This is a genomic window from Citrobacter sp. RHBSTW-00017 (genome assembly GCF_013797615.1).
GTDB lineage: Bacteria > Pseudomonadota > Gammaproteobacteria > Enterobacterales > Enterobacteriaceae > Citrobacter > Citrobacter braakii.
In genome coordinates, this window is the sequence record NZ_CP056899.1 from 5,026,185 (window position 1) to 5,052,482 (window position 26,298).

Annotated in this window: 26 protein-coding genes; 16 read left to right on the forward strand and 10 right to left on the reverse strand. The window is 52.3% G+C overall.

The window, feature by feature from the left end; genetic code table 11:
* Nucleotides 1-5 precede the first annotated feature (5 nt).
* The 15 genes from atpB (at nucleotide 6) to phoU (ending at nucleotide 15,634) form a co-directional block, all read left to right on the forward strand.
* Entirely contained in the window at nucleotides 6-821 is an 816-nt protein-coding gene (atpB, locus tag HV037_RS24200) for a F0F1 ATP synthase subunit A (protein WP_003023792.1), read from the forward strand.
* 46 nt (nucleotides 822-867) lie between these two features.
* A complete protein-coding gene (atpE, locus tag HV037_RS24205; RefSeq protein WP_003023794.1) occupies nucleotides 868-1,107 on the forward strand; it encodes a F0F1 ATP synthase subunit C in 240 nt (79 codons plus the stop codon).
* Nucleotides 1,108-1,166: 59 nt separating this feature from the next.
* Nucleotides 1,167-1,637, forward strand: a complete 471-nt coding sequence (gene atpF / locus HV037_RS24210) for a F0F1 ATP synthase subunit B (protein WP_003827022.1) — start codon at nucleotides 1,167-1,169, stop codon at nucleotides 1,635-1,637.
* Between the two features lie 14 nt (nucleotides 1,638-1,651).
* Nucleotides 1,652-2,185 carry a F0F1 ATP synthase subunit delta gene (atpH, locus tag HV037_RS24215; RefSeq protein WP_049040611.1) on the forward strand — a complete coding sequence of 178 codons (534 nt, stop codon included), beginning with the start codon at nucleotides 1,652-1,654 and terminating at the stop codon, nucleotides 2,183-2,185.
* A 12-nt stretch (nucleotides 2,186-2,197) separates the two neighbouring features.
* Complete coding sequence (atpA, locus tag HV037_RS24220; RefSeq protein WP_003023802.1) at nucleotides 2,198-3,739, forward strand: F0F1 ATP synthase subunit alpha; 1,542 nt, start codon at nucleotides 2,198-2,200, stop codon at nucleotides 3,737-3,739.
* Between the two features lie 50 nt (nucleotides 3,740-3,789).
* Nucleotides 3,790-4,653 carry a F0F1 ATP synthase subunit gamma gene (gene atpG / locus HV037_RS24225; RefSeq protein WP_016155083.1) on the forward strand — a complete coding sequence of 288 codons (864 nt, stop codon included), beginning with the start codon at nucleotides 3,790-3,792 and terminating at the stop codon, nucleotides 4,651-4,653.
* A gap of 26 nt (nucleotides 4,654-4,679) precedes the next feature.
* On the forward strand, nucleotides 4,680-6,062 hold the full coding sequence (gene atpD / locus HV037_RS24230) for a F0F1 ATP synthase subunit beta (protein ID WP_003023806.1): 1,383 nt from the start codon (nucleotides 4,680-4,682) through the stop codon (nucleotides 6,060-6,062).
* Nucleotides 6,063-6,082: 20 nt separating this feature from the next.
* Complete coding sequence (locus HV037_RS24235) at nucleotides 6,083-6,502, forward strand: F0F1 ATP synthase subunit epsilon (RefSeq protein WP_003023809.1); 420 nt, start codon at nucleotides 6,083-6,085, stop codon at nucleotides 6,500-6,502.
* A 672-nt stretch (nucleotides 6,503-7,174) separates the two neighbouring features.
* On the forward strand, nucleotides 7,175-8,545 hold the full coding sequence (glmU, locus tag HV037_RS24240; RefSeq protein ID WP_181500161.1) for a bifunctional UDP-N-acetylglucosamine diphosphorylase/glucosamine-1-phosphate N-acetyltransferase GlmU: 1,371 nt from the start codon (nucleotides 7,175-7,177) through the stop codon (nucleotides 8,543-8,545).
* Nucleotides 8,546-8,768: 223 nt separating this feature from the next.
* Nucleotides 8,769-10,598: a glutamine--fructose-6-phosphate transaminase (isomerizing) gene (gene glmS, locus HV037_RS24245; protein WP_016155081.1), complete on the forward strand. Its 1,830-nt coding sequence runs from the start codon at nucleotides 8,769-8,771 to the stop codon at nucleotides 10,596-10,598.
* 333 nt (nucleotides 10,599-10,931) lie between these two features.
* Nucleotides 10,932-11,972, forward strand: a complete 1,041-nt coding sequence (pstS, locus tag HV037_RS24250) for a phosphate ABC transporter substrate-binding protein PstS (RefSeq protein ID WP_016157820.1) — start codon at nucleotides 10,932-10,934, stop codon at nucleotides 11,970-11,972.
* A 192-nt stretch (nucleotides 11,973-12,164) separates the two neighbouring features.
* Nucleotides 12,165-13,124 (forward strand): phosphate ABC transporter permease PstC, encoded by a 960-nt coding sequence (pstC, locus tag HV037_RS24255; protein WP_016155078.1) that lies wholly within the window; start codon nucleotides 12,165-12,167, stop codon nucleotides 13,122-13,124.
* Nucleotides 13,124-14,014: a phosphate ABC transporter permease PstA gene (gene pstA, locus HV037_RS24260; protein ID WP_016155077.1), complete on the forward strand. Its 891-nt coding sequence runs from the start codon at nucleotides 13,124-13,126 to the stop codon at nucleotides 14,012-14,014. The genes pstC and pstA overlap by 1 nt, the downstream gene beginning before the upstream one ends.
* A 106-nt stretch (nucleotides 14,015-14,120) precedes the next feature.
* On the forward strand, nucleotides 14,121-14,894 hold the full coding sequence (gene pstB / locus HV037_RS24265) for a phosphate ABC transporter ATP-binding protein PstB (RefSeq protein ID WP_003023821.1): 774 nt from the start codon (nucleotides 14,121-14,123) through the stop codon (nucleotides 14,892-14,894).
* 14 nt (nucleotides 14,895-14,908) lie between these two features.
* Nucleotides 14,909-15,634, forward strand: a complete 726-nt coding sequence (gene phoU / locus HV037_RS24270) for a phosphate signaling complex protein PhoU (protein WP_003023824.1) — start codon at nucleotides 14,909-14,911, stop codon at nucleotides 15,632-15,634.
* A gap of 83 nt (nucleotides 15,635-15,717) precedes the next feature.
* On the opposite strand, the gene yieH is transcribed toward phoU, so the two are convergent.
* Nucleotides 15,718-16,383: a 6-phosphogluconate phosphatase gene (gene yieH / locus HV037_RS24275; RefSeq protein WP_047358455.1), complete on the reverse strand. Its 666-nt coding sequence runs from the start codon at nucleotides 16,381-16,383 to the stop codon at nucleotides 15,718-15,720.
* A gap of 167 nt (nucleotides 16,384-16,550) precedes the next feature.
* Between yieH and adeP the strand changes: the two genes are divergently transcribed.
* On the forward strand, nucleotides 16,551-17,888 hold the full coding sequence (gene adeP / locus HV037_RS24280; protein WP_016155075.1) for an adenine permease AdeP: 1,338 nt from the start codon (nucleotides 16,551-16,553) through the stop codon (nucleotides 17,886-17,888).
* Between the two features lie 115 nt (nucleotides 17,889-18,003).
* Here the strand turns inward: adeP and HV037_RS24285 are convergent, their stop codons facing one another.
* The 9 genes from HV037_RS24285 to rpmH form a co-directional block, all read right to left on the reverse strand.
* Nucleotides 18,004-18,570 carry an NADPH-dependent FMN reductase gene (locus tag HV037_RS24285; RefSeq protein WP_003827046.1) on the reverse strand — a complete coding sequence of 189 codons (567 nt, stop codon included), beginning with the start codon at nucleotides 18,568-18,570 and terminating at the stop codon, nucleotides 18,004-18,006.
* Between the two features lie 30 nt (nucleotides 18,571-18,600).
* Entirely contained in the window at nucleotides 18,601-19,347 is a 747-nt protein-coding gene (locus HV037_RS24290) for a 4'-phosphopantetheinyl transferase superfamily protein (RefSeq protein WP_016155074.1), read from the reverse strand.
* 166 nt (nucleotides 19,348-19,513) lie between these two features.
* The gene (yidZ, locus tag HV037_RS24295) at nucleotides 19,514-20,473 is read right to left on the reverse strand and encodes an HTH-type transcriptional regulator YidZ (protein WP_016155073.1); all 960 of its coding nucleotides are present in this window, start codon (nucleotides 20,471-20,473) and stop codon (nucleotides 19,514-19,516) included.
* Entirely contained in the window at nucleotides 20,442-21,623 is a 1,182-nt protein-coding gene (locus HV037_RS24300; RefSeq protein ID WP_046276205.1) for an MFS transporter, read from the reverse strand. The genes yidZ and HV037_RS24300 overlap by 32 nt, the downstream gene beginning before the upstream one ends.
* Before the next feature lie 180 nt (nucleotides 21,624-21,803).
* Nucleotides 21,804-23,168 carry a tRNA uridine-5-carboxymethylaminomethyl(34) synthesis GTPase MnmE gene (mnmE, locus tag HV037_RS24305; RefSeq protein WP_016157817.1) on the reverse strand — a complete coding sequence of 455 codons (1,365 nt, stop codon included), beginning with the start codon at nucleotides 23,166-23,168 and terminating at the stop codon, nucleotides 21,804-21,806.
* A gap of 136 nt (nucleotides 23,169-23,304) precedes the next feature.
* Nucleotides 23,305-24,951 (reverse strand): membrane protein insertase YidC, encoded by a 1,647-nt coding sequence (gene yidC / locus HV037_RS24310; protein ID WP_003023844.1) that lies wholly within the window; start codon nucleotides 24,949-24,951, stop codon nucleotides 23,305-23,307.
* 2 nt (nucleotides 24,952-24,953) lie between these two features.
* A complete protein-coding gene (yidD, locus tag HV037_RS24315; protein ID WP_003023846.1) occupies nucleotides 24,954-25,211 on the reverse strand; it encodes a membrane protein insertion efficiency factor YidD in 258 nt (85 codons plus the stop codon).
* The gene (rnpA, locus tag HV037_RS24320; RefSeq protein WP_003844432.1) at nucleotides 25,175-25,534 is read right to left on the reverse strand and encodes a ribonuclease P protein component; all 360 of its coding nucleotides are present in this window, start codon (nucleotides 25,532-25,534) and stop codon (nucleotides 25,175-25,177) included. The genes yidD and rnpA overlap by 37 nt, the downstream gene beginning before the upstream one ends.
* A 17-nt stretch (nucleotides 25,535-25,551) precedes the next feature.
* Entirely contained in the window at nucleotides 25,552-25,692 is a 141-nt protein-coding gene (gene rpmH / locus HV037_RS24325; RefSeq protein ID WP_003023858.1) for a 50S ribosomal protein L34, read from the reverse strand.
* Nucleotides 25,693-26,298: the final 606 nt, after the last annotated feature.

Sequence of the window (26,298 nt, forward strand, 5' to 3'; positions counted from 1 at the left end):
GCATCATGGCTTCAGAAAATATGACGCCGCAGGATTACATAGGACACCATCTGAATAACCTTCAGTTGGACCTACGTACATTCTCGCTGGTGGATCCGCACAACCCCCCAGCCACCTTCTGGACGCTCAATATTGACTCCATTTTCTTCTCGGTGGTTCTGGGTCTGTTGTTCCTGCTTATGTTCCGTAGCGTAGCTAAAAAGGCGACCAGCGGCGTACCAGGTAAATTTCAGACCGCGATTGAGCTGGTAATCGGCTTTGTGCATGGTAGCGTGAAAGACATGTACCATGGCAAAAGCAAGCTGATTGCTCCGCTGGCCCTGACGATTTTCGTCTGGGTATTCCTGATGAACTTGATGGATTTACTGCCTATCGACCTGCTGCCGTACATCGGTGAGCATATCTTTGGCCTGCCGGCTCTGCGTGTGGTTCCGTCTGCTGACGTAAACATCACCCTGTCGATGGCGCTGGGCGTATTTATCCTCATTCTGTTCTACAGCATCAAAATGAAAGGCATCGGCGGCTTCGCGAAAGAGTTGACGCTGCAGCCGTTCAATCACTGGGCGTTCATCCCTGTCAACTTAATCCTTGAAGGGGTAAGCCTGCTGTCCAAACCAATTTCTCTTGGTCTGCGACTGTTCGGCAACATGTATGCCGGTGAGCTGATTTTCATTCTGATTGCTGGTCTGTTGCCGTGGTGGTCACAGTGGATCCTGAATGTGCCATGGGCCATTTTCCACATACTGATTATCACGCTGCAAGCCTTCATATTTATGGTTCTGACGATTGTCTATCTGTCGATGGCATCTGAAGAGCATTAATTTACCAACACTACTACGTTTTAACTGAAACAAACTGGAGACTGTCATGGAAAACCTGAATATGGATCTGCTGTACATTGCTGCCGCTGTGATGATGGGTCTGGCGGCAATCGGTGCTGCGATCGGTATCGGCATCCTCGGGGGTAAATTCCTGGAAGGCGCAGCGCGTCAACCGGATCTGATTCCTCTGCTGCGTACTCAGTTCTTTATCGTTATGGGTCTGGTGGATGCAATCCCAATGATCGCTGTAGGTCTGGGTCTGTACGTGATGTTTGCTGTCGCGTAGTAAGCGTTGCTTGAATTAAGAGCAATATCAGAACGTTAACTAGATAGAGGCATTGTGCTGTGAATCTTAACGCAACAATCCTCGGCCAGGCCATCGCGTTTGTCCTGTTCGTTCTGTTCTGCATGAAGTACGTATGGCCGCCTTTAATGGCTGCCATCGAAAAACGTCAAAAAGAAATTGCTGACGGCCTTGCTTCTGCAGAACGAGCACATAAGGATCTTGACCTTGCAAAGGCCAGCGCGACCGACCAGCTGAAAAAAGCGAAGGCGGAAGCTCAGGTAATCATTGAGCAGGCGAACAAACGCCGTGCTCAGATCCTGGACGAAGCTAAAACTGAAGCAGAGCAGGAACGTACTAAAATCGTGGCACAGGCGCAGGCGGAAATTGACGCCGAGCGTAAACGTGCTCGCGAAGAGCTGCGTAAGCAAGTTGCTATTCTGGCTGTTGCTGGCGCCGAGAAGATCATCGAACGTTCCGTGGATGAAGCTGCTAATAGCGACATCGTGGACAAACTTGTCGCTGAACTGTAAGGAGGGAGGGGCTGATGTCTGAATTTATTACGGTAGCTCGCCCCTACGCCAAAGCAGCTTTTGACTTTGCCGTTGAGCACCAAAGCGTTGACCGTTGGCAGGATATGCTGACGTTTGCCGCTGAGGTGACGAAAAACGAACAAATGGCAGAGCTTCTCTCTGGCGCGCTGGCGCCGGAAACGCTCGCTGAGTCGTTTATCGCCGTGTGCGGTGAGCAGCTGGACGAAAGCGGCCAAAACCTGATTAGGGTAATGGCTGAAAATAACCGTCTGAATGCGCTCCCGGATGTTCTTGAGCAGTTTATTCATCTGCGTGCAGCCAGTGAGGCTATCTCTGAGGTAGAAGTCACTTCTGCCAATGCACTGAGTGATGAACAGCTTACGAAGATTAGAGCAGCGATGGAAAAACGTCTGTCACGCAAAGTTAAGCTGAATTGCAAAATCGATAAGTCTGTAATGGCAGGCGTAATCATCCGAGCGGGTGATATGGTCATTGATGGCAGCGTACGCGGCCGTCTTGAGCGCCTTGCAGACGTCTTGCAGTCTTAAGGGGACTGGAGCATGCAACTGAATTCCACCGAAATCAGCGAACTGATCAAGCAGCGCATTGCTCAGTTCAATGTTGTGAGCGAAGCTCACAACGAAGGTACTATTGTTTCTGTAAGTGACGGTGTTATCCGCATTCACGGCCTGGCCGATTGTATGCAGGGTGAGATGATTTCCCTGCCGGGTAACCGTTACGCTATCGCACTGAACCTGGAGCGCGACTCCGTAGGTGCCGTTGTGATGGGTCCATACGCTGACCTCGCCGAAGGCATGAAGGTTAAGTGTACGGGTCGTATTCTGGAAGTTCCGGTTGGCCGTGGCCTGCTGGGTCGTGTGGTGAATACTCTGGGTTCCCCAATTGACGGTAAAGGTCCGGTTGATAACGATGGCTTCTCGCCAATCGAAGTTATCGCACCAGGCGTAATCGAACGTCAGTCCGTCGACCAGCCAGTACAGACAGGTTATAAATCTGTTGATGCCATGATCCCAATCGGTCGTGGCCAGCGTGAGCTGATCATCGGTGACCGTCAGACAGGTAAAACTGCGATGGCAATCGACGCCATCATCAACCAGCGTGATTCCGGTATCAAATGTGTGTACGTGGCTATCGGCCAGAAAGCGTCCACCATTTCTAACGTGGTTCGTAAACTGGAAGAACACGGCGCACTGTCCAACACCATCGTTGTTGTGGCGACCGCGTCTGAATCTGCTGCTCTGCAATACCTGGCGCCATATGCCGGTTGCGCAATGGGCGAATACTTCCGTGACCGCGGTGAAGACGCGCTGATCGTTTACGATGACCTGTCTAAACAGGCTGTTGCTTACCGTCAGGTTTCCCTGCTGCTCCGTCGTCCACCAGGACGTGAAGCATTCCCGGGCGACGTATTTTACCTCCACTCCCGTCTGCTGGAGCGCGCATCCCGCGTAAACGCGGAATACGTTGAGAAGTTCACCAATGGTGAAGTTAAAGGTAAAACCGGCTCCCTGACCGCTCTGCCGATTATCGAAACCCAGGCGGGTGACGTTTCTGCGTTCGTTCCGACCAACGTAATTTCCATTACAGATGGTCAGATCTTCCTGGAAACCAACCTGTTCAACTCCGGTATTCGTCCGGCAGTTAACCCGGGTATCTCCGTATCTCGTGTAGGTGGTGCAGCGCAGACCAAGATCATCAAGAAACTGTCCGGTGGTATTCGTACCGCACTGGCGCAGTATCGTGAACTGGCAGCGTTTTCTCAGTTCGCTTCCGACCTGGATGAAGCTACTCGTAAGCAGCTGAGCCACGGTCAGAAAGTAACTGAACTGCTGAAGCAGAAACAGTACGCCCCAATGTCTGTAGCACAGCAGGGTGTGGTGCTGTTTGCGGCTGAACGCGGTTACCTCGAAGATGTGGAACTGGCGAAAATCGGTAGCTTCGAAGCCGCTCTGCTGGCTTACGTTGACCGTGACCACGCTCCGCTGATGCAAGAGATCAACCAGTCCGGTGGCTATAACGATGAAATCGAAGGCAAGCTGAAAGCTATCCTCGATTCCTTCAAGGCAACCCAGTCCTGGTAACGTCTGGCGGTCTGCTTTAGGGCGGACCGCAAGGCATTGAGGAGAAGCTCATGGCCGGCGCAAAAGAGATACGTAGTAAGATCGCAAGCGTCCAGAACACGCAGAAGATCACTAAAGCGATGGAGATGGTCGCCGCTTCCAAAATGCGTAAATCGCAGGATCGCATGGCGGCCAGCCGTCCTTATGCAGAGACCATGCGCAAAGTGATTGGTCACCTTGCGAATGGTAATCTGGAATATAAGCACCCTTACCTGGAAGAACGCGACGTTAAGCGCGTGGGCTACCTGGTGGTGTCGACCGACCGTGGTCTGTGCGGTGGCTTGAACATTAACCTGTTCAAAAAGCTGCTGGCGGATATGAAAGCATGGTCCGATAAAGGCGTTCAGTGCGATATCGCAATGATCGGCTCTAAGGGCGTGTCTTTCTTTAACTCCGTTGGCGGTAATGTGATTGCTCAGGTAACAGGTATGGGGGATAACCCTTCCCTGTCCGAACTGATCGGTCCGGTTAAAGTGATGCTGCAGGCCTACGATGAAGGTCGTCTGGACAGACTGTACGTTGTCAGCAACAAATTTATTAACACCATGTCTCAGACGCCAACCATCACCCAACTGCTGCCTCTGCCGGCATCAGATGATGATGAATTGAAGCGTAAATCCTGGGATTACCTGTATGAGCCAGACCCGAAAGCGCTGCTGGATACCCTGCTGCGTCGTTATGTCGAGTCTCAGGTTTATCAGGGCGTGGTAGAAAACCTGGCCAGCGAGCAGGCCGCACGTATGGTGGCGATGAAAGCCGCGACCGACAATGGCGGCAGCCTGATTAAAGAGCTGCAGTTGGTATACAACAAAGCTCGTCAGGCCAGCATTACTCAGGAACTCACCGAAATCGTCGGTGGTGCATCCGCGGTATAACCAGGTTAATTCGTAGAGGATTCAAGATGGCTACTGGAAAAATTGTCCAGGTAATCGGCGCCGTGGTTGACGTCGAATTCCCTCAGGATGCCGTACCGCGCGTGTACGATGCTCTTGAGGTTATGAATGGTAAAGAGAGCCTGGTGCTGGAAGTTCAGCAGCAGCTCGGCGGCGGTATCGTACGTACCATCGCCATGGGTTCTTCCGACGGTCTGCGTCGTGGTCTGGAAGTCAAAGATCTCGAGCACCCGATCGAAGTCCCGGTAGGTAAAGCAACTCTGGGTCGTATCATGAACGTCCTGGGTCACCCGATCGACATGAAAGGCGATATCGGTGAAGAAGAGCGTTGGGCTATCCACCGCGCGGCACCTTCCTATGAAGAGCTGTCCAGCTCTCAGGAACTGCTGGAAACCGGCATCAAAGTTATCGACCTGATGTGTCCGTTCGCTAAGGGCGGTAAAGTTGGTCTGTTCGGTGGTGCGGGTGTAGGTAAAACCGTAAACATGATGGAGCTGATCCGTAACATCGCGATCGAACACTCCGGTTACTCCGTGTTTGCGGGCGTGGGTGAACGTACTCGTGAGGGTAACGACTTCTACCACGAAATGACTGACTCCAACGTTCTGGACAAAGTATCCCTGGTATATGGCCAGATGAACGAGCCGCCGGGAAACCGTCTGCGCGTTGCTCTGACCGGTCTGACCATGGCAGAGAAGTTCCGTGACGAAGGTCGTGACGTTCTGCTGTTCGTTGATAACATCTATCGTTACACCCTGGCCGGTACAGAAGTATCCGCACTGCTGGGTCGTATGCCATCAGCGGTAGGCTACCAGCCGACCCTGGCGGAAGAGATGGGTGTTCTTCAGGAACGTATCACCTCTACCAAAACCGGTTCTATCACCTCCGTTCAGGCGGTATACGTACCTGCGGATGACTTGACTGACCCATCCCCAGCAACCACCTTTGCTCACTTAGATGCAACCGTGGTACTGAGCCGTCAGATCGCATCTCTGGGTATCTACCCGGCAGTTGACCCGTTGGACTCCACCAGCCGTCAGCTGGATCCGCTGGTTGTTGGTCAGGAACACTACGACACCGCGCGTGGCGTACAGTCTCTGCTGCAGCGTTATCAGGAACTGAAAGACATCATCGCCATCCTGGGTATGGATGAACTGTCTGAAGAAGACAAACTGGTGGTAGCACGCGCACGTAAAATTCAGCGCTTCCTGTCCCAGCCGTTCTTCGTTGCGGAAGTATTCACCGGTTCTCCGGGTAAATACGTATCCCTGAAAGACACCATCCGTGGCTTTAAAGGCATCATGGAAGGCGAATACGACCACCTGCCAGAGCAGGCGTTTTACATGGTTGGTTCTATCGACGAAGCCGTGGAAAAAGCCAAAAAACTTTAACGCCTTAATCGGAGGGTGATATGGCAATGACTTACCACCTGGACGTCGTCAGCGCAGAGCAGCAAATGTTCTCTGGTCTGGTCGAAAAAATCCAGGTAACGGGTAGTGAAGGTGAACTGGGTATTTTCCCAGGTCACGCACCGCTGCTCACCGCCATTAAGCCTGGTATGATCCGCATCGTTAAACAGTTCGGTCATGAAGAGTTTATCTATCTGTCCGGCGGCATTCTCGAAGTGCAGCCTGGCAGCGTGACCGTTCTGGCTGATACCGCGATTCGCGGACAGGATCTCGATGAAGCGAGAGCCCTGGAAGCGAAGCGTAAGGCTGAAGAGCACATTAAGAGCTCTCATGGTGACGTGGATTACGCTCAGGCATCTGCGGAACTGGCCAAAGCGATCGCGAAACTGCGCGTTATCGAGTTGACCAAAAAAGCGATGTAACACCGGCTTGAAAAGCACAAAAGCCAGTCTGGTTGCCAGGCTGGCTTTTTTTATGGTTTTGTTTCAGTGAAAGTGGAACTAAAAAGCTGTTTTATATTTTTGTGATTTGTGTCACAAAAATATTGATCGGTTAAAAAATGAGGCGTAGACTCTTTTTTGTGTGATGTGTGTCACATAATTAACTCAGATAAAAACAGGATACCAACATGAAACTGATTAACAAAATCATCGCCCTTTTCAGCAGTATGGAAGTTTAGTCTTCCCGACCTGCTCTGTGGCGCGATGCTTCATACGGTTATCAGCACGCGCCAGCTGTTATTAAATCCCCCTCCTCCGCTTGATCGTTTGTCCTCTTCCCTTTTAAAACTCTATTTTCCCTGTCTGTTTTTTTTGCTTCTCGCTGAATCACATTAATAAAATTGTATTTTTCTTTTGTAACTCTTTATTCATGCAGTAAAAAAATAGCAAAAACATTAACCTAAGGCTTTAATAAGAGCAGACTCCTGGTTTTGGGAGACAAAAGACGCCGAAATAGACGAAAATAGAGTGTTATCAGAGGGGAAATTTTCCCGATTGAACGTTTTATTTTCGGTCCATTTCACGATGAAAAAAATGTAGTATTTTCAATGTGAAACGGTATAAATTCGTTCTCAAATTACAATCAGGACGTGTATGTTGAATAATGCTATGAGCGTCGTGATCCTTGCCGCAGGCAAAGGCACGCGTATGTATTCCGATCTCCCTAAAGTGCTGCATACCCTCGCAGGAAAGCCGATGGTTCAGCATGTCATTGATGCCGCTAATGAATTAGGTGCGACTCACGTACATCTGGTCTACGGGCACGGTGGTGATTTGCTTAAGCAGACGCTGAAAGATGGCAATCTAAACTGGATTCTGCAGGCAAAGCAGTTGGGGACCGGCCATGCAATGCAGCAGGCAGCGCCATTCTTTGGTGATGACGAAGACATTTTAATGCTCTATGGCGATGTGCCGCTGATCTCTACCGATACCTTACGTAGCCTGCGTGATGCTAAACCGCAGGGCGGCATCGGCCTGTTAACGGTAAAACTGGATGATCCATCCGGCTATGGGCGTATTACGCGTGAGAACGGTAACGTCACCGGTATCGTCGAGCATAAAGATGCAACTGACGAGCAGCGCCAAATCCAGGAAATCAACACTGGTATTCTGATTGCCAATGGCGCTGATATGAAGCGCTGGCTGTCCAAACTCACCAATAACAATGCGCAGGGTGAATACTACATCACCGATATCATTGCGATGGCGTATCAGGAAGGACGCGAAATTGCTGCGGTACATCCGGCACGTATTAGCGAAACGGAAGGGGTGAATAACCGTCTTCAGTTATCCCGTCTGGAGCGTGTTTATCAGTCTGAGCAAGCAGAGAAACTGTTGTTGGCGGGCGTGATGCTGCGCGATCCTGCACGTTTTGATCTTCGCGGTACGCTTATTCACGGGCGCGATGTTGAAATTGATACTAACGTTATCATTGAAGGTAACGTAACCGTTGGGGATCGCGTCAAGATTGGTGCTGGCTGTATCATCAAAAACAGCGTGATTGGTGAAGGTTGTGAGCTTAGCCCATACAGTGTGGTGGAAGATGCCCATCTGGAAGCCGCTTGCACCATCGGTCCATTCGCGCGTCTGCGCCCGGGTGCTGAGCTGCAGGAAGGCGCGCACGTGGGTAACTTCGTCGAAATGAAAAAAGCGCGTCTGGGTAAAGGTTCTAAAGCCGGTCATCTGACCTATCTGGGCGATGCGGAAATCGGCGATAACGTGAATATCGGCGCAGGTACGATTACCTGCAACTACGATGGTGCCAATAAGTTTAAAACCATTATTGGTGATGATGTGTTTGTGGGTTCTGATACTCAGTTGGTGGCGCCTGTCACCGTGGGTAAAGGTGCCACCATCGCTGCTGGCACTACCGTAACGCGTAATGTCGCCGATAACGAACTGGTATTAAGTCGTGTACCTCAGGTCCATAAACAGGGCTGGCAGCGTCCGGTGAAGAAGAAGTAAGTGATTTTTGCCGGATGGCGGCCTACGTGCGGTGACGTTTTGTAGGCCTGATAAGCGTAAGCGCCATCAGGCAGACAAGAGATGAGGGGATAACATAATCCTCCGCTCAACAAGCAGTACCATAAAAATAACCCCACTCTCTACAAGGCTCGGGGCGCCCGGAAAGGGCAAATACAGGTCAGCGACAACGACAGGCAAATGCCTAAATTCGGAATCAAAAAATATGTGTGGAATTGTTGGCGCTATCGCGCAGCGTGATGTAGCTGAAATCCTTCTCGAAGGTTTACGTCGTCTGGAATATCGTGGTTATGACTCTGCTGGTCTGGCCGTTGTCGATGCTGAAGGCAACATGACCCGTCTGCGTCGTCTGGGTAAAGTGCAGATGCTGACTGCTGCTGCGGAAGAACATCCGCTGCATGGTGGTACAGGTATCGCTCATACCCGTTGGGCGACACACGGTGAACCTTCAGAAGCGAACGCGCATCCCCATGTTTCTGAACACATTGTTGTGGTGCATAACGGCATCATTGAAAACCATGAACCTCTGCGTGAACTACTGAAAACCCGTGGTTACACCTTTGTTTCTGAAACCGACACCGAAGTGATTGCTCACCTGGTGCATTGGGAACTGGAACAGGGTGGTACGCTGCGTGAAGCTGTACTGCGTACTATTCCACAGTTGCGCGGTGCCTATGGCACGGTGATCATGGATACGCGTAACCCAGAAACGCTGCTGGCGGCCCGTTCAGGTAGCCCGCTGGTGATTGGTCTGGGGATGGGGGAAAACTTTATCGCTTCCGATCAGCTGGCGCTGCTGCCGGTAACCCGTCGCTTTATCTTCCTGGAAGAAGGTGACATCGCAGAAGTGACCCGTCGTTCTGTCTCTATTTTTGACAAGTCTGGCGCACAAGTGAAGCGTCAGGATATCGAATCGAATCTGCAGTATGACGCGGGCGAAAAAGGTATTTATCGCCACTACATGCAGAAAGAGATCTACGAACAGCCTAACGCAATTAAAAATACGCTGACCGGTCGCATTAGTCACGGTGAAGTGGATTTAAGCGAGCTGGGTTCACGTGCCAACGAGTTGCTGTCTCAGGTTGAGCATATCCAGATTATCGCCTGCGGTACGTCCTACAACTCCGGTATGGTGTCCCGATACTGGTTTGAATCGCTGGCTGGTATTCCTTGTGATGTCGAAATCGCTTCCGAGTTCCGCTATCGCAAATCCGCCGTGCGTCGTAACAGCCTGATGATTACCCTTTCCCAGTCCGGTGAAACGGCGGATACCCTGGCGGGTCTGCGCTTATCTAAAGAGCTGGGCTATCTGGGCTCGCTGGCTATTTGTAACGTACCGGGATCTTCTCTGGTGCGCGAATCCGACCTGGCGATGATGACCAATGCCGGTACCGAAATCGGTGTGGCCTCGACGAAAGCATTTACCACCCAACTGACCGTTCTGCTGATGCTGGTGGCGAAACTGTCTCGTCTGAAAGGCCTGGATGCGTCTATTGAGCAGGAGATCGTTCACGGTCTGCAGGCACTGCCGAGCCGTATTGAGCAGATGCTGTCTCAGGACAAACGCATTGCCGCTCTGGCGGAAGGTTTCTCAGACAAACACCATGCGCTGTTCCTGGGCCGTGGCGATCAATACCCGATTGCGCTGGAAGGCGCGCTGAAGCTGAAAGAGATCTCTTATATTCACGCTGAAGCATATGCTGCAGGCGAACTGAAACACGGTCCGCTGGCGCTGATTGATGCCGATATGCCGGTTATCGTAGTTGCACCGAACAACGAACTGTTGGAAAAACTGAAATCCAACATTGAAGAAGTTCGCGCTCGTGGCGGTCAGTTGTACGTCTTTGCGGACCAGGATGCTGGCTTTACCAGCAGCGAAAACATGCACATCATTGAGATGCCGCATGTGGAAGAGGTGATTGCACCGATCTTCTACACCGTTCCGCTGCAGTTGCTGGCGTATCACGTGGCGCTGATTAAAGGCACCGACGTGGACCAGCCGCGTAACCTGGCAAAGTCGGTTACCGTAGAGTAATCCGCACTTAACTGAACTGAAAATGCCCTGCTGCAAGCGGGGCATTTTTTTAGCTTGTTCTGTTTTTAATCAATTATCCCGCCTGTTTTATGTGACAAACCGTCATCTTCAACTACTGTTTTCAGTGTCATAAAAAGAAAATTTCAGCGAAATGTTATTGTCATGATGGTAATTAACATCCTGTTTTAAATGTATTTTTAGATAAAAAACTTCCCGAGCTTTTCATTGTCATAAAACTGTCATATTTCGTACATTTAACTGTCACCTGTTTGTCCTATTTTGCTCACAGTAGCAACTCAAACAACGATTTACGAAAACCGTGCAGGAGACATTATGAAAGTTATGCGTACCACTGTCGCAACTGTTGTCGCCGCGACCTTATCCATGAGCGCGTTTTCTGCGTTTGCAGCAGCGAGCCTGACAGGTGCAGGTGCAACCTTCCCTGCGCCAGTGTATGCCAAATGGGCAGATACCTATCAGAAAGAGACCGGTAGCAAAGTAAACTACCAGGGTATCGGCTCCTCCGGTGGTGTAAAACAAATTACGGCCAATACCGTTGATTTCGGCGCCTCTGACGCACCGTTGTCTGACGAGAAACTGGCGCAAGAAGGCCTGTTCCAGTTCCCGACTGTTATCGGTGGTGTGGTGCTGGCGGTGAACATCCCTGGCCTGAAATCCGGCGAACTGGTGCTGGACGGTAAAACGCTGGGCGACATCTACCTCGGTAAAATTAAGAAGTGGGATGATGAAGCCATCACCAAACTGAACCCGGGTCTGAAGCTGCCTTCTCAGAATATCGCCGTTGTGCGTCGTGCTGACGGTTCCGGTACTTCATTCGTTTTCACCAGCTACCTGGCGAAAGTGAACGAAGAGTGGAAATCTAAAATTGGTTCCGGCTCTACCGTTAACTGGCCGACCGGTCTGGGTGGTAAAGGTAACGACGGTATCGCTGCGTTCGTACAGCGTCTGCCGGGTTCTATCGGCTACGTTGAGTACGCTTACGCTAAGCAGAACAACCTGGCGTACACCAAGCTGGTCTCTGCTGATGGCAAACCGGTAAGTCCGACCGAAGAAAACTTTGCCAACGCTGCAAAAGGCGCTGACTGGAGCAAAACCTTCGCTCAGGATCTGACTAACCAGAAAGGTGACGATGCGTGGCCGATCACTTCCACCACCTTCATCCTGGTGCATAAAGAGCAGAAGAAACCTGAGCAGGGCGCTGAAGTGCTGAAGTTCTTCGATTGGGCGTACAAAAATGGCGGCAAACAGGCTAATGACCTGGATTACGCCAGCCTGCCGGACAGCGTGGTTGAGCAGATTCGTGCTGCATGGAAGACCAACGTGAAGGACAGCAACGGTAAAGCGCTGTACTAAATACCCGTCATACTTCGAGCCGCAGTTGTGTTGGCTGTGCTTGTTCACCCCAGTCACATAGTGAATCTATGTGACTGGGTATTCACAAGCTTGCCGCCTTGCTGCAACTCGAATTATTTAGGGTATGGCATTACGTTAGCCGGGAAGCACGATAAAATGCGTGCTTCCTGGCCCAAACTTAAAGAGTGATTTATGGCTGCAACCAAGCCTGCTTTGAACCCACCGGGTAAAAAAGGTGACATGATATTCAGCGCGCTGGTAAAACTGGCTGCGCTGATTGTGCTATTGATGTTGGGTGGCATTATTGTCTCTCTGGTTATCTCCTCCTGGCCAAGCATTCAGAAATTTGGCTTCTCCTTTCTGTGGACTAAAGAATGGGATGCGCCAAACGATATCTACGGTGCATTAGTACCGATTTACGGTACGCTGGTCACCTCGCTTATCGCACTGCTGATCGCCGTTCCGGTGAGTTTTGGCATAGCCTTATTCCTGACTGAACTTGCTCCTGGTTGGCTGCGTCGCCCGCTGGGTATCGCTATTGAATTGCTGGCGGCAATTCCGAGTATCGTGTACGGCATGTGGGGCCTGTTTATCTTTGCCCCGCTGTTTGCGACTTACTTCCAGGAGCCGGTCGGGAACATCCTTTCCAACATTCCGTTTGTTGGCGCGCTGTTTGCGGGTCCGGCATTTGGTATCGGTATTCTGGCCGCTGGCGTGATCCTCGCTATCATGATCATCCCGTACATTGCGGCGGTTATGCGCGATGTGTTCGAACAAACGCCGGTGCTGATGAAAGAGTCAGCCTACGGCATCGGTTGTACTACCTGGGAAGTTATCTGGCGCATCGTCCTGCCGTTCACCAAAAACGGCGTGATCGGTGGCGTGATGCTCGGTCTGGGCCGCGCGTTGGGTGAAACCATGGCGGTGACGTTCATCATCGGTAACACCTACCAGCTCGATAGTGCCTCGCTGTACATGCCGGGCAACAGTATTACTTCTGCGCTGGCGAATGAATTTGCCGAAGCGGAATCAGGACTGCACGTTGCCGCGTTGATGGAACTGGGCCTGATTCTGTTTGTGATTACCTTCATCGTGCTGGCGGCGTCTAAGTTCATGATCATGCGCCTTGCGAAGAACGAGGGGGCACGCTAATGGCTACGCTTGAAATGCAAAACACCGCTGCGCTTGCGGAATCCCGCCGTAAAATGCAGGCGCGTCGTCGTCTGAAGAACCGCATCGCGCTGACGCTCTCTATGGCGACCATGGCATTCGGTCTGTTCTGGCTTATCTGGATCCTGATGTCCACGATCACCCGCGGTATTGACGGTATGTCACTGGCGCTGTTCACCGAAATGACACCTCCGCCGAATACGGCTGGTGGTGGTCTGGCGAATGCCCTGGCCGGTAGCGGACTGTTAATTCTGTGGGCGACCGTGTTTGGTACACCGCTTGGTATTATGGCGGGCATCTACCTGGCAGAGTACGGACGTAAGTCCTGGCTGGCTGAGGTGATCCGCTTTATCAACGACATCCTGCTTTCTGCGCCATCAATCGTGGTCGGTCTGTTCGTTTACACCATCGTGGTAGCAAAAATGGAGCACTTCTCCGGCTGGGCGGGCGTTATCGCGCTGGCGCTGCTGCAGGTGCCCATTGTTATTCGTACCACGGAGAACATGCTCAAGCTGGTACCGGATAGCCTGCGTGAAGCAGCCTATGCGCTGGGTACGCCGAAATGGAAGATGATTTCTGCGATCACCCTGAAGGCCTCTGTCTCAGGCATCATTACAGGCGTTTTACTGGCTATTGCACGTATCGCAGGTGAAACGGCTCCGCTGCTGTTTACGTCGCTCTCCAATCAGTTCTGGAGCACCGACATGATGCAGCCTATCGCCAACCTGCCGGTCACTATCTTTAAGTTTGCGATGAGCCCGTTTGCTGAGTGGCAGCAACTGGCCTGGGCCGGGGTACTGATTATTACCCTGTGCGTACTGCTGCTGAACATTCTGGCGCGCGTCATTTTCGCGAAGAAGAAACACGGTTAAGACGAAGTGCCGGATGGCGGCGTAAACGCCTTATCTGGCCTACGATTGAAGACATTTGTAGGCCTGAAAGCTGCGCGCCATCAGGCATGATGAGGAAAAGATTGAAATGAGTATGGTTGATACTGCCCCGGGTAAGATTCAGGTTCGTGATTTGAACTTCTACTATGGCAAGTTCCATGCCCTGAAGAACATCAACCTGGATATTGCCAAAAACCAGGTAACGGCGTTTATCGGGCCGTCAGGCTGTGGTAAATCGACGCTGCTGCGTACGTTCAATAAAATGTTTGAACTGTACCCGGAACAGCGTGCGGAAGGCGAAATCCTGCTGGATGGCGACAATATTCTCACCAACACTCAGGATATCGCTCTGCTGCGTGCCAAAGTGGGCATGGTATTCCAGAAGCCGACGCCGTTCCCGATGTCCATCTACGACAACATCGCTTTTGGCGTGCGTCTGTTTGAGAAACTCTCTCGTGCGGATATGGACGAGCGTGTGCAGTGGGCATTGACCAAGGCCGCACTGTGGAACGAAACCAAAGATAAATTACACCAGAGCGGGTACTCTCTCTCCGGTGGTCAGCAGCAGCGTCTGTGTATTGCGCGTGGGATCGCCATTCGCCCGGAAGTGCTTCTGCTTGATGAGCCGTGTTCAGCGCTCGACCCTATTTCTACCGGGCGTATCGAAGAGTTGATCACTGAGCTGAAAGAGGATTACACCGTTGTTATCGTTACCCACAACATGCAGCAGGCTGCGCGTTGTTCCGATCACACGGCATTTATGTACCTGGGCGAGTTGATTGAGTTCAGTAACACGGACGATCTGTTCACCAAGCCCGCGAAGAAACAAACTGAAGACTACATCACCGGTCGTTACGGCTGATTCAGGAGCTTGTTGTGGATAATCTTAACCTTAATAAACATATTTCCGGCCAGTTCAATGCAGAGCTGGAAAGCATCCGTACCCAGGTGATGACCATGGGCGGCATGGTCGAGCAGCAGCTTTCTGATGCGATTACCGCCATGCACAATCAGGACAGTGAGCTGGCGAAGCGCGTCATTGAGGGCGATAAGAACGTCAATATGATGGAAGTGGCGATCGACGAGGCCTGCGTGCGTATCATTGCCAAGCGTCAGCCGACCGCCAGTGACTTGCGTCTGGTGATGGCGATTATCAAAACGATCGCTGAGCTGGAACGTATTGGCGACGTTGCGGATAAAATTTGCCGCACCGCGCTGGAGAAATTTTCTCAACAGCATCAGCCGCTGCTGGTAAGCCTGGAATCACTGGGTCGCCACACCGTACAAATGCTGCATGACGTGCTGGATGCGTTTGCGCGTATGGATCTTGACGAAGCGGTACGTATTTATCGCGAAGATAAGAAAGTCGACCAGGAGTATGAAGGTATCGTGCGTCAGCTGATGACCTACATGATGGAAGACCCGCGTACCATTCCAAGCGTGCTGACCGCGCTGTTCTGCGCGCGCTCCATCGAGCGTATCGGTGACCGTTGCCAGAATATCTGCGAATACATCTTCTACTTCGTGAAGGGACAAGACTTCCGTCACGTGGGCGGTGATGAGCTGGATAAGCTGCTGGCGGGCAAAGATCCGAAAGAGTGATGTTTGTGGCGGGTGGCGCTAACGCTTACCCGCTCTACGAGACATGCAGGCCGGATCAGCGTTAGCGCCATCCGGCCTTTCAGTTATCGCGTAATATTCCAACCCCGCGCCTTCCACAACGCTGGCAACTGCGCCAGATCGGTAAACGTCGTCACTTTTGGATGATCGATTGGTTTGTTATGCGGATCGGCGCAGAAGTAAAACACTTCCATCCCTGCAGCAATCCCCGCCTGGGCACCTGCGCTGGAGTCATCAACCAGAATGCAGTTCTCAACGTTAACGTCCATCGCTTTCGCCGCATGGAACATCAGGGCCGGATCGGGTTTCCAGCGTTGAATATCGTAGCCGCTGAACAGCAAATCAGGGAAATGGTGCAACATGCCCAGCTTACCCAGCGAGTGCTGCATTTTGCTGACCGGACCGTTAGATACCACGCACATAGGGACGGTCATGCTGTCCAGCAGCGCATTAGCACCGGCAATCACCTCCAGTTCCGTATCGAACAGACGTGCGACCTCTGCGCGGTAAACCGGTTCTAATTCGGCTTTTGCCAGTTCGACACCGTGCTCTTCGTTGATAATGTCGATGATCTCGTACAGCTTTACCCCCTTGAAGCGTTTAAAAGTTTCTTCAAGATCGAGCGTAATGCCGAACGCCTGGAACATGCTGACATACGCGCGAGAACAAATCACTTCACTGTCGACAAGGGTACCGTCACAGTCAAAAAATACGGCTTCTATCTGGGACATGTCATTTCCGTTTTAACAAGTTTAACGTTTTCGTAATGCATTATTGGGCGACGCAATCGTTGCCGTATAAGCAAAATCAATGAAAAAAGTTGCTCATAACCCAACCCTATTGTCGCATTTTGGTATAGGATAGCGACGAATTTTCCCTCCTTGTTCGGAAATTGATAATGAGTCAACAACACACAACCCAGGCTTCTGGCCAGGGGATGCTGGAACGCGTGTTCAAACTGCGCGAACATGGCACGACGGCACGGACCGAAGTGATCGCCGGTTTAACCACCTTCCTGACGATGGTGTATATCGTTTTTGTTAACCCGCAAATTCTTGGCGTGGCTGGCATGGATACCAGCGCCGTCTTTGTGACCACCTGCCTGATTGCTGCATTTGGTAGCATCCTGATGGGCCTGTTTGCCAACCTGCCGGTCGCACTTGCGCCTGCTATGGGTCTGAATGCGTTCTTCGCCTTCGTGGTCGTTGGCGCGATGGGCCTGTCATGGCAGATCGGTATGGGCGCAATCTTCTGGGGCGCGGTAGGTCTGCTGCTACTGACGATTTTCCGCGTACGTTACTGGATGATTGCCAACATCCCGGTTAGTTTGCGCGTGGGGATCACCAGCGGTATTGGTCTGTTCATCGGCATGATGGGGCTGAAAAACGCTGGTGTTATCGTCGCCAACCAAGACACCCTGGTGTCTATTGGCAACCTGACGTCCCACAGCGTACTGCTCGGTATTCTGGGCTTCTTTATCATCGCGATTCTGGCTTCACGTAACATCCATGCGGCGGTACTGATCTCTATCATTGTGACCACGCTGCTGGGTTGGATGCTGGGCGATGTCCATTACAACGGGATCGTCTCCGCGCCGCCGAGCGTAATGTCCGTTATCGGGCATGTTGATCTGGCTGGTTCGTTTAACATTGGTCTTGCGGGCGTAATTTTCTCGTTCATGCTGGTCAACCTGTTCGACTCCTCCGGTACGCTAATTGGCGTCACGGATAAAGCCGGTCTGGCGGATGCGAAGGGTAAGTTTCCGCGTATGAAGCAGGCGCTGTATGTGGATAGTGTGTCATCGGTTGCTGGTGCGTTTATCGGTACTTCTTCCGTTACCGCGTATATCGAGTCTTCTTCCGGGGTTTCTGTCGGTGGACGTACTGGCCTGACCGCGGTAGTTGTCGGCCTGCTGTTCCTGCTGGTTATCTTCCTGTCGCCGCTGGCGGGAATGGTACCGGGATATGCGGCCGCTGGTGCGCTGATTTACGTTGGCGTCCTGATGACATCAAGCCTGTCGCGCGTGAAGTGGGATGACCTGACTGAAGCCGTTCCGGCGTTTATTACCGCCGTGATGATGCCGTTTAGTTTCTCGATTACCGAAGGTATCGCGCTGGGCTTTATTTCCTACTGTGTGATGAAAATCGGTACCGGACGTTTCCGCGATCTCAGCCCATGCGTCATCGTTGTCGCACTGCTGTTTGTGTTGAAGATTGTGTTTATCGACGCGCATTAATTGCCGCTGAGACGGTGCTGCGCGAGGCGTGTAGACCTGATAAGCGCAGCGCCATCAGGTAAATTTGATAACCGGATACGGCCCGCCAGGCATTGCAGCCAGCGGGCTTTTTCTTTTAGGCTTTCACACGCTGGATGTAGTCGCCAAATGCGGTCAGCTGGCCGGTTAGATGGTCCAGCGTACTTTGGTCGATCACTTCACCTGTCTGCGGGTCCACTTTGTTCTGAATCACGCCGCCCATAAATTCCGGCTTGTTCATTACCATGGCGTCGAGGAACACCAGGATCTGACGTAGATGATACTGGCAGCGCGCGCCGCCAATGGCGCCCATGGAGCTGGTCTGGATCAGCACCGGCTTACCCGATAATGGCTGATCCGGCAGGCGGGACAGCCAGTCGATGGCGTTCTTCAGTCCGCCAGGCACAGAATAGTTATATTCCGGTGTCACGATGACGACACCGTCAGCCTTCCTGATTTGCTCTGCCAGCGCTTCTACGCTTGCCGGAAAACCTTCTTCCTGCTGGAGGTCGGCATCGTACAGTGGGATATCACCAATTGATGGCAACGCGTTGACTTCCATTCCTGCTGGAGCAATCTTGGGCAGCGTACGGGCAACCATTCCATTAAACGAACCTTTGCGCAGACTTCCCAGTAACGTAACAACATTCAATGTTTCTGACATGGTGACTCCTGTTTCATCATAAAGGTTAAATCAAAGCGTATGGCTCTTCGCTGCGCATAATTGAGAGAACCGGATCAGACGACCCGTAGGCTCATTGGCGCGGGTCTGGATATCAGGCAAACTTTTCCAGTCCTGTTTACCATCAAACTCCCAAACCTTGAGTTTTTCAATGGTTGGCGTAACCGCAACCGACCACACCAGAACATCTTCCGCATCGCAAATGGCTTCAACCTGCGCAACATGGGCACATTTCAGACGTCCTGCGCCGGGTAAAAGCTGGAGTTCGTGCGGATCATCATTGCTTACATCGCCGGTGAGTTTGAGTACGCTCTGGCGCAACGTAATGAGCTGCGCGCGTGCTTCGTTGGGGTCGTTTTGATTATTGATCCACAGATTTTCGTTGCTGGAGAAGCGCCATGTTTCCGTTGAATGCGGATGGTGAAAGCTGCGGGTAGCTCGCTGCAGTTCCATATCCAGCCCGCACGTTCCTTCAGTTGTTAGCGCAACGCCAACGATATTCCCGGCATAAGAAATCGAAAATCCCGGCAGGTTCTTATCGCGAAAAATGGGCTTACCTTTGGCCTGAGTAACAATCTCGGGCAGCGTACTGGTGCCGTAAAGCATAAACATCAGTTCAGCGAGTAAACTTCGGGAAGCCAGGAAACGTGTTCGGCGATGAGCGGGGAGATCTCTTGCTTCGATATGACATGGAGAAGGGAGGCGAGCTGAAACCAGGTGTCCCTCCGTAAGAATCCCTCTGGCAAAATGTGTCGCCATTTTTCGCTCCGTGATTAATGGTCCGTGATAATTACCAGAGTAACATTTACGCGGCATCCAGGCAGGCTTTGCTGCCCAAAAAGTAAGCTGAAATAGAATACATTACGCGATATTTACATTTCTGTTGCCAGAATAGTCGATTTAGCAACAAAGTGGCGGTGCAACGTCAGGACATATCGCGATAAAGCGCCTTGATGGTGTCTTTCAACCAGACGATCTTAGGATTATGACTGTTACGTTTGTGCCAAAGAAGGGTGAACGGTACGCGCATTTTTTCCAGCTGCGCGGCATCAAAAGGCATAGGACGCGCCACGAGCGGAAGCTGGTGGAGTTGGTTATAACGCTGGCAATAAACCGGAGCTGTGGCTATCAGCGCGTGATCCGGCTGGGCGGCCATAAACAGCGACTGCTCAAAACCGGGCAGACATAACGCAATATTGCGCGCGCGCCCCATCTCTTGCAGGACTTCATCCAGCGCCCAGGTATCGCTTTGCTCCCAGCTAATGCTGATGTGCGGATAGCGCAGAAATGTGTCCAGATTCCACTCTTCCTGCAATGCCGGATGATCTTCACGTAGCCAGACGCAGGGGAGATCGGAAAACAGCACTTCATGGTCGATCGACAACGGCAGCAAACTCAACAGTTCACGCGAACGCGGATGGCTTTCCCGGCCAGTAAAGCCGATATCCACCTCGCCGCGAATAATTGCATCCAGCGAATCATAGTCCCAGTTGCGTATTTTGATCGTCGCCTGGGGATAACGCTGATAGATCTGTCGGGAGAGCGCGTTAAACATGATCATCACCAGCGGCGTTTCGGCCACCAGATCAAACTTCAGCCCGCGCGGCGCTTCATGGTGTGGCTTATCCAGCAACTGGTTGCTCATCTGCATCCACTCTGCCAGATTCTGTTCCATGCTGACCATCAGCGGTGTTGGCGTTAGCCCCAGCGGGGTGTTTACAAACAGTGGATCGTCAAACCAGGCCCGCAGTTTCGACAGCGACTTGCTGACCGCCGACGGCGTGACGTTCATCCGTTTGGCAGTTTTGGTAACACTGCGTTCCTGCATCAACAGCTGCAGGCAGAGCAATAAATTAAGATCGAGACTGCTGAGGGATTTCTTCATGAGTTGGCGTGGACCGGTTAGGGGCAACAGTGATAATCAGCATGATACTCACTATGCTACAGCCAATCAGAATCCCGATCAGCATATTCAGCGCATCAAGACCGAGCACCGCCGCCAGCCATATCCACAGCGAGGAACCGCAAACCTGCGCAATACCTAACGCCGAGCTGGCAACGCCCGCACGCAGCGAGAAAGGTCCCAGCGCCTGGCTCATCGCGACACCGAAGCCGACCGAGAACCCGGCACAGATTAAGGTCAGCCCAAACAGCGTCATCATGTGCGTACTGGCAAGAGTTAACACCACGCCGGCAGACAGAAACAGCACTTGTGAGGTCAGCATCAGAACGCGAGGTTTAAACACGCTCAGGGCGAATGGCGTAGAGAAAGAGACCGCCATACTGATGCCTGCGGTCATGGCCATCGTGGTGGCGTACTCACCACGGTCAAAGCCCATCACTTCCATCAACAGCACCGGCGAAGTATTCACGAAGGTCAGGATCACCGACACGCTGAGAGTGGTGATGGCCAGACGGCTTAAGAAAAAACGGTTCACCAGCGATTCAGATAGGTGGTTCTTCTCTGCAGATGCCGGGAGCGTCGCTGGGCGCGATTCTCGCAGGATAAACACTGACAGCAGGCAAACGGCCACCCCCATACCGATCATCGTGTAGAACAGGCTCTGCCACGGGTATTTGAGCATAATCAGATGCCCCATCACCGGTGCCAGTACCGGCACGATACAGGTGATACCGTTCAACAGCGACAGTACCTTCGCCCGGCGGCGATCATCGAGCGTATCGCGCAGGATGGCGAAAGCCACCACATAGCAGCAGCCTGCGCCTACGCCCTGAATAAAGCGGCCTGTGAGAAACGGCGTACCGCTTTCGGCGAATGAACACAGCGCAGAGGCGAAAATAAAGATGAGGGCGCCGACAATAGCGACGGGTTTGCGTCCTGACTGGTCGGCAATTTTCCCGGCAAACAGCATCGCCGTCGCCATTCCCGCCAGATAAACCGAAAACGCGATATGCAGTTGCGCCTCGCTGGCCTGTAAATCGGCAGCAATACGGGGCAGCCCCACCAGATACATATCAATACCCGCGGGATAGAGTAACACCAGGGCGAAACTGCAGATTAGAAAGCGTGTCATAGCGACCTCATGAGGAATGTGGCGCTAAGCATACGGGCAGAGAGTCAACTGCACGAGTTGCCATTTGGACAACAGTGATTTCCATATGGGAAATTACTTGTAGCCGGATAGCCGCTTTGCTTTATCCGACTTACGGGTACTGTAGGCCCGGTAGGCATCGCACCACCGGGCAACAGAACGTTATTTGCCAATACAGAAGCTGGAGAAAATCCTTCCCAGCAGATCGTCGGAGGTAAATTCCCCGGTGATCTCACTGAGGTTCTGCTGCGCCAGACGTAGTTCCTCTGCCAGCAATTCTCCGGCCCATGCTCCGAGCAGTTGGGCTTTACCCTGCTCGAGATGCTCCGCCGCTTCTGCCAGCGCCTGCAGGTGACGACGGCGCGCCAGGAAGCCGCCTTCCATATTGGTTTCAAAGCCCATGCTCTGTTTGAGATGGTTACGCAGCACGTCAACGCCTTCACCGGTACGCGCGGATAGGCGAACCAGTGAGTGGCCATTTACTTCGCTAAGGCCCAGCGTCTCACCGGTAATATCCGCTTTGTTACGCACCACGGTAATCGGCAGTTTGGCTGGCAGGCGGGCAATAAAGTCTGGCCAGATGTCAGCCGGGTCCACGGCGTCGGTGGTGGTGCCATCAACCATAAACAGAACGCGGTCGGCCTGTTCAATTTCCTGCCACGCGCGTTCGATACCAATGCGTTCAACTTCATCGCTGGCATCGCGCAGGCCGGCAGTGTCGATGATGTGCAGCGGCATACCGTCGATATGAATATGCTCACGCAGTACGTCGCGAGTCGTACCCGCAATGTCGGTCACAATGGCCGCCTCACGACCTGCCAGCGCGTTCAGTAGGCTTGATTTCCCGGCATTTGGGCGACCGGCAATGACCACCTTCATCCCTTCGCGCAGCAGGCTGCCCTGACGCGCTTCGGCACGAACGGCATCGAGATCGCTGATAACGTTGTTGAGCTGCGCTTCAATCTTACCATCAGACAGGAAGTCGATTTCTTCATCCGGAAAGTCGATCGCCGCTTCCACGTAGATGCGCAGGTGAGTGAGCGCTTCCACAAGATGATTTACCCGTGCAGAAAATGCGCCCTGCAACGAGTTCAGCGCCGAGCGAGCGGCTTGCTCTGAGCTGGCATCGATCAGGTCGGCAATTGCCTCTGCCTGGGCCAGATCAAGCTTATCATTGAGAAACGCACGCTCGGAGAATTCACCCGGTCTGGCAATGCGCAGCCCGGGAATGATCAGAATACGTTTAAGCAGCAGATCGAGAATCACCGGACCGCCGTGGCCCTGAAGCTCTAAAACATCTTCACCGGTAAAGGAGTTTGGGCCGGGGAACCACAGGGCAATTCCTTGATCCAGCGTGCTGCCATCCGCGTCTTTAAACGGCAGATAGTCGGCATAGCGCGGTTTTGGTAGTTTCCCCAGTACGGTTTCTGCAACTTCGCGCGCCTTCAGGCCGGAGATGCGCAGGATACCCACGCCACCACGTCCCGGTGGGGTGGCCTGAGCGACGATGGTGTCGTTATGGTTCATGATAGCTCTCTTGTAAATGTAAAAAAGGCGGTCTAATGACCGCCTTCTCTGGCATTAACTTTACCGTGAATACTCGAAATAATTCAAGTTGCAGGAAGGCGGCAAGCAAATGCAGCCAACGCACCTGCGACTAGTATCAGGAGTTTTTCTTCTCGCGGCTATGCAGGCCACGTTTCTCCAGACCACGGTAAATCAGCTGCTGCTGAATAATGGTTACCAGGTTGCTGACGATATAGTACAGCACCAGACCTGACGGGAACCACAGGAAGAACACGGTGAAGATGACCGGCATAAAGGTCATGATCTTCTGCTGCATCGGGTCGGTCACGGTGGTCGGAGACATCTTCTGAATGAAGAACATCGTCACGCCCATCAGGATCGGCAGGATGTAGTACGGGTCCTGTGCAGACAGGTCATGGATCCACAGAGCGAACGGCGCATGACGCAGTTCAATGGAGCCCATCAGCATGTAGTACAACGCCAGGAAGATTGGCATCTGGATGATCAGCGGGAAGCAGCCGCCCAGCGGGTTAACCTTCTCAGCTTTGTACAGGGCCATCATTTCCTGGCTCTGACGCTGTTTGTCATCGCCCAGACGCTCACGCATAGCCTGAATCTTCGGCTGCAGCATACGCATCTTCGCCATGGAGGTGTACTGCGCTTTAGTCAGCGGGTACATGATGCCACGAACGATAAAGGTGATAACGATGATGGAGAAGCCCCAGTTACCCAGGAAGCTATGGATCCACTTCAGCAGTTTGAACAGTGGCTGAGAGATGAACCACAACCAGCCGTAATCCACGGTCAGATCCAGGTGCGGTGCAACTGCCGCCATTTTATCCTGAATTTCCGGGCCGACCCACAGGGTGCTGGTCATCGCGCCAGTCTGGCCAGGCTGAACCAGTACCGGCTGTGATTTATAGCCGATAGCGGCAATGCCGTTACCCAGGTTAGCGGTATAGAAGTTGTTGGTGCCGTCGTTACGCGGAACCCATGCCGTTGCGAAATACTGTTGCAGCATTGCGACCCAGCCGTCTTTAGCATTGACGTTCAGGTTTTCGTTTTCAGCAATGGTGTCGAATTTGTATTTCTCATACTTCTCATCCGGCGTGGAGTACGCCGCGCCACGGAAGGTATGCAGCGCAAAGTTGCTGCTACCGGTGTCGCGATGAGATGGCAGATTGATGGATTGCTTCAGCTGACCAAAGGTGGAGACTTCCAGCGGTTTTTCGCCGGCGTTCTGCACGCTGTAGTTAACGTTGACAGCATATTCACCGCGCTTGAGTACAAACGTTTTAGTGAATGTGTTACCCGCTGCGTCAGTATAGGTCATCGGGATCTGCAGTTCGTTCTGACCGTCAGCCAGTACAAACGCGTCTTTTTCGACGTTGTACAGCGGACGCGGGCCGTTAGCCGGGTTATCCGGGCCGTCACGACCTGTCAGGCCACTCTGTGCCTGGTAGATGAACTGTGGCGTGGTTTCCAGTAACTGGAACGGTTCGGTAGAACCGAGTTCTTTCGGGTAAGCTGGCAGTGAAGCCTGTTCCACATCACCACCACGGGTGTTGATGGTCAGATCAAGCACGTCAGTTTTAACCGTAATCAGTTTCCCCTGGCCACTGGCCGGTACGCCCTGGTCTGCGGCGCTACCCGCTGCGGTGGTCGTTGTCTGCGTGGTCTGTTGGGCCTGAGGTTGCGGGTTTTTATCCTGCTCCCAGGCTTGCCAGATCATGAAAGACACGAACAGCAAAGCGATGACTAAAAGATTGCGTTGCGAATCCATCGTTAGTGTTCTCTGGTATCAAATGGTCCGGGCGGGACGGGATCGTCACCACCAGGGTGTAAAGGGTGGCATTTTAATACGCGTTTCACCGTCAACCAACTGCCTTTTATCACTCCAAACCTGCGCAATGCCTCAATTCCGTAGCTCGAGCAGGTTGGAGTGAAACGGCAATGCGGCCCAAGCAGCGGACTGATCAGGCGTTGATAGACCCGAATAAGGGCTATCAGGACCCGCGAGCCAGGCGACAATGGCGACGCCATAATTTTTCCAACGCTTCCGAGAGAGCACGGTTATCGAGGTCAGCAACCCCTTTTTTCGCCACCACCACGAAATCCATTGCTGGAAGTTCGTGCTGACGTAAACGAAAGCTTTCACGTGTCAGACGTTTAATCCGATTGCGTTCATGCGCGCGTTTAACGTTTTTCTTGGCGACGGTAAGACCGATACGGGGATGCCCCAGCGAATTCAGGCGGCCGAGGATGGTGATTTGCGGCGTGCCAGCCCGTTGTGGCTGCTGGAAGACGAATGTGAAATGAGTGGGAGTTAACAAACGTAACTCCCTGGGAAATGCGAGCTTAACCACTCAGGGGCTAGCTTTTATTACTTAGAAACGGTCAGACGAGAACGGCCTTTAGCACGACGACGTGCCAGAACCTGACGACCATTTTTATTAGCCATACGAGCACGGAAGCCGTGAGAACGGTTGCGCTTCAGTACAGACGGTTGAAAAGTGCGTTTCATGGCGATTTCTACCTAAACTTGAATAAATTCACTGACTTTTGCGTATACCCGAACGAATTTCGAACGACTTACGCCACAGTGTGGGTGATTAAAGAGGCCGGATTGTAATAATTGTACACTCCGGAGTCAATTCTCTTTCCTTATTTCCCGCTTTTTTCCGCATGGTTTCGCGTATAAAACAGGCAGCGTTGACGCCGTAAGGCGACCGTTACTCGCTGGGGGTAAGAATTATACGGGCTGGCGGATAAAGCGCAAGGATCGCTAGGGATCTTTATTAGATCGTTTAAGCAGTAAAGCATCTTTACTCATTAATTTTTTCAATATGCGCGCTAAAACCTGCAGCACTTCTCCAGGATCGTTTACACTTAGCCGATTCTGGATCATCCTGTGGATAAATCGGGAAGAATCTGTGAGAAACAGAAGATCTCTTTCTCAGTTTACGCTATGATCCGCGGTCCTGATCGTTTCAATGGATCCTGATCGGGTAAAAATTGCAGATAGCAATTCGCACGTCACCCTTTGCATAGGGTCTTGTCGATGTGCGTCAACAATCATGAATGTTTCAGCCTTTGTCATTTATCGACTTTTGTTCGAGTGGAGTCCGCC

Coding starts and splice junctions, on each gene's coding strand:
- atpB (WP_003023792.1), top strand. CDS start 6: ATGGCTTCAGAAAATATGACGCCGCAGGATTACATAGGACACCATCTG.
- atpE (WP_003023794.1), top strand. CDS start 868: ATGGAAAACCTGAATATGGATCTGCTGTACATTGCTGCCGCTGTGATG.
- atpH (WP_049040611.1), top strand. CDS start 1,652: ATGTCTGAATTTATTACGGTAGCTCGCCCCTACGCCAAAGCAGCTTTT.
- atpA (WP_003023802.1), top strand. CDS start 2,198: ATGCAACTGAATTCCACCGAAATCAGCGAACTGATCAAGCAGCGCATT.
- atpG (WP_016155083.1), top strand. CDS start 3,790: ATGGCCGGCGCAAAAGAGATACGTAGTAAGATCGCAAGCGTCCAGAAC.
- atpD (WP_003023806.1), top strand. CDS start 4,680: ATGGCTACTGGAAAAATTGTCCAGGTAATCGGCGCCGTGGTTGACGTC.
- HV037_RS24235 (WP_003023809.1), top strand. CDS start 6,083: ATGGCAATGACTTACCACCTGGACGTCGTCAGCGCAGAGCAGCAAATG.
- glmU (WP_181500161.1), top strand. CDS start 7,175: ATGTTGAATAATGCTATGAGCGTCGTGATCCTTGCCGCAGGCAAAGGC.
- glmS (WP_016155081.1), top strand. CDS start 8,769: ATGTGTGGAATTGTTGGCGCTATCGCGCAGCGTGATGTAGCTGAAATC.
- pstS (WP_016157820.1), top strand. CDS start 10,932: ATGAAAGTTATGCGTACCACTGTCGCAACTGTTGTCGCCGCGACCTTA.
- pstC (WP_016155078.1), top strand. CDS start 12,165: ATGGCTGCAACCAAGCCTGCTTTGAACCCACCGGGTAAAAAAGGTGAC.
- pstA (WP_016155077.1), top strand. CDS start 13,124: ATGGCTACGCTTGAAATGCAAAACACCGCTGCGCTTGCGGAATCCCGC.
- pstB (WP_003023821.1), top strand. CDS start 14,121: ATGAGTATGGTTGATACTGCCCCGGGTAAGATTCAGGTTCGTGATTTG.
- yieH (WP_047358455.1), bottom strand. CDS start 16,383: ATGTCCCAGATAGAAGCCGTATTTTTTGACTGTGACGGTACCCTTGTC.
- adeP (WP_016155075.1), top strand. CDS start 16,551: ATGAGTCAACAACACACAACCCAGGCTTCTGGCCAGGGGATGCTGGAA.
- HV037_RS24285 (WP_003827046.1), bottom strand. CDS start 18,570: ATGTCAGAAACATTGAATGTTGTTACGTTACTGGGAAGTCTGCGCAAA.
- HV037_RS24290 (WP_016155074.1), bottom strand. CDS start 19,347: ATGGCGACACATTTTGCCAGAGGGATTCTTACGGAGGGACACCTGGTT.
- yidZ (WP_016155073.1), bottom strand. CDS start 20,473: ATGAAGAAATCCCTCAGCAGTCTCGATCTTAATTTATTGCTCTGCCTG.
- HV037_RS24300 (WP_046276205.1), bottom strand. CDS start 21,623: ATGACACGCTTTCTAATCTGCAGTTTCGCCCTGGTGTTACTCTATCCC.
- mnmE (WP_016157817.1), bottom strand. CDS start 23,168: ATGAACCATAACGACACCATCGTCGCTCAGGCCACCCCACCGGGACGT.
- yidC (WP_003023844.1), bottom strand. CDS start 24,951: ATGGATTCGCAACGCAATCTTTTAGTCATCGCTTTGCTGTTCGTGTCT.
- yidD (WP_003023846.1), bottom strand. CDS start 25,211: ATGGCGTCGCCATTGTCGCCTGGCTCGCGGGTCCTGATAGCCCTTATT.
- rpmH (WP_003023858.1), bottom strand. CDS start 25,692: ATGAAACGCACTTTTCAACCGTCTGTACTGAAGCGCAACCGTTCTCAC.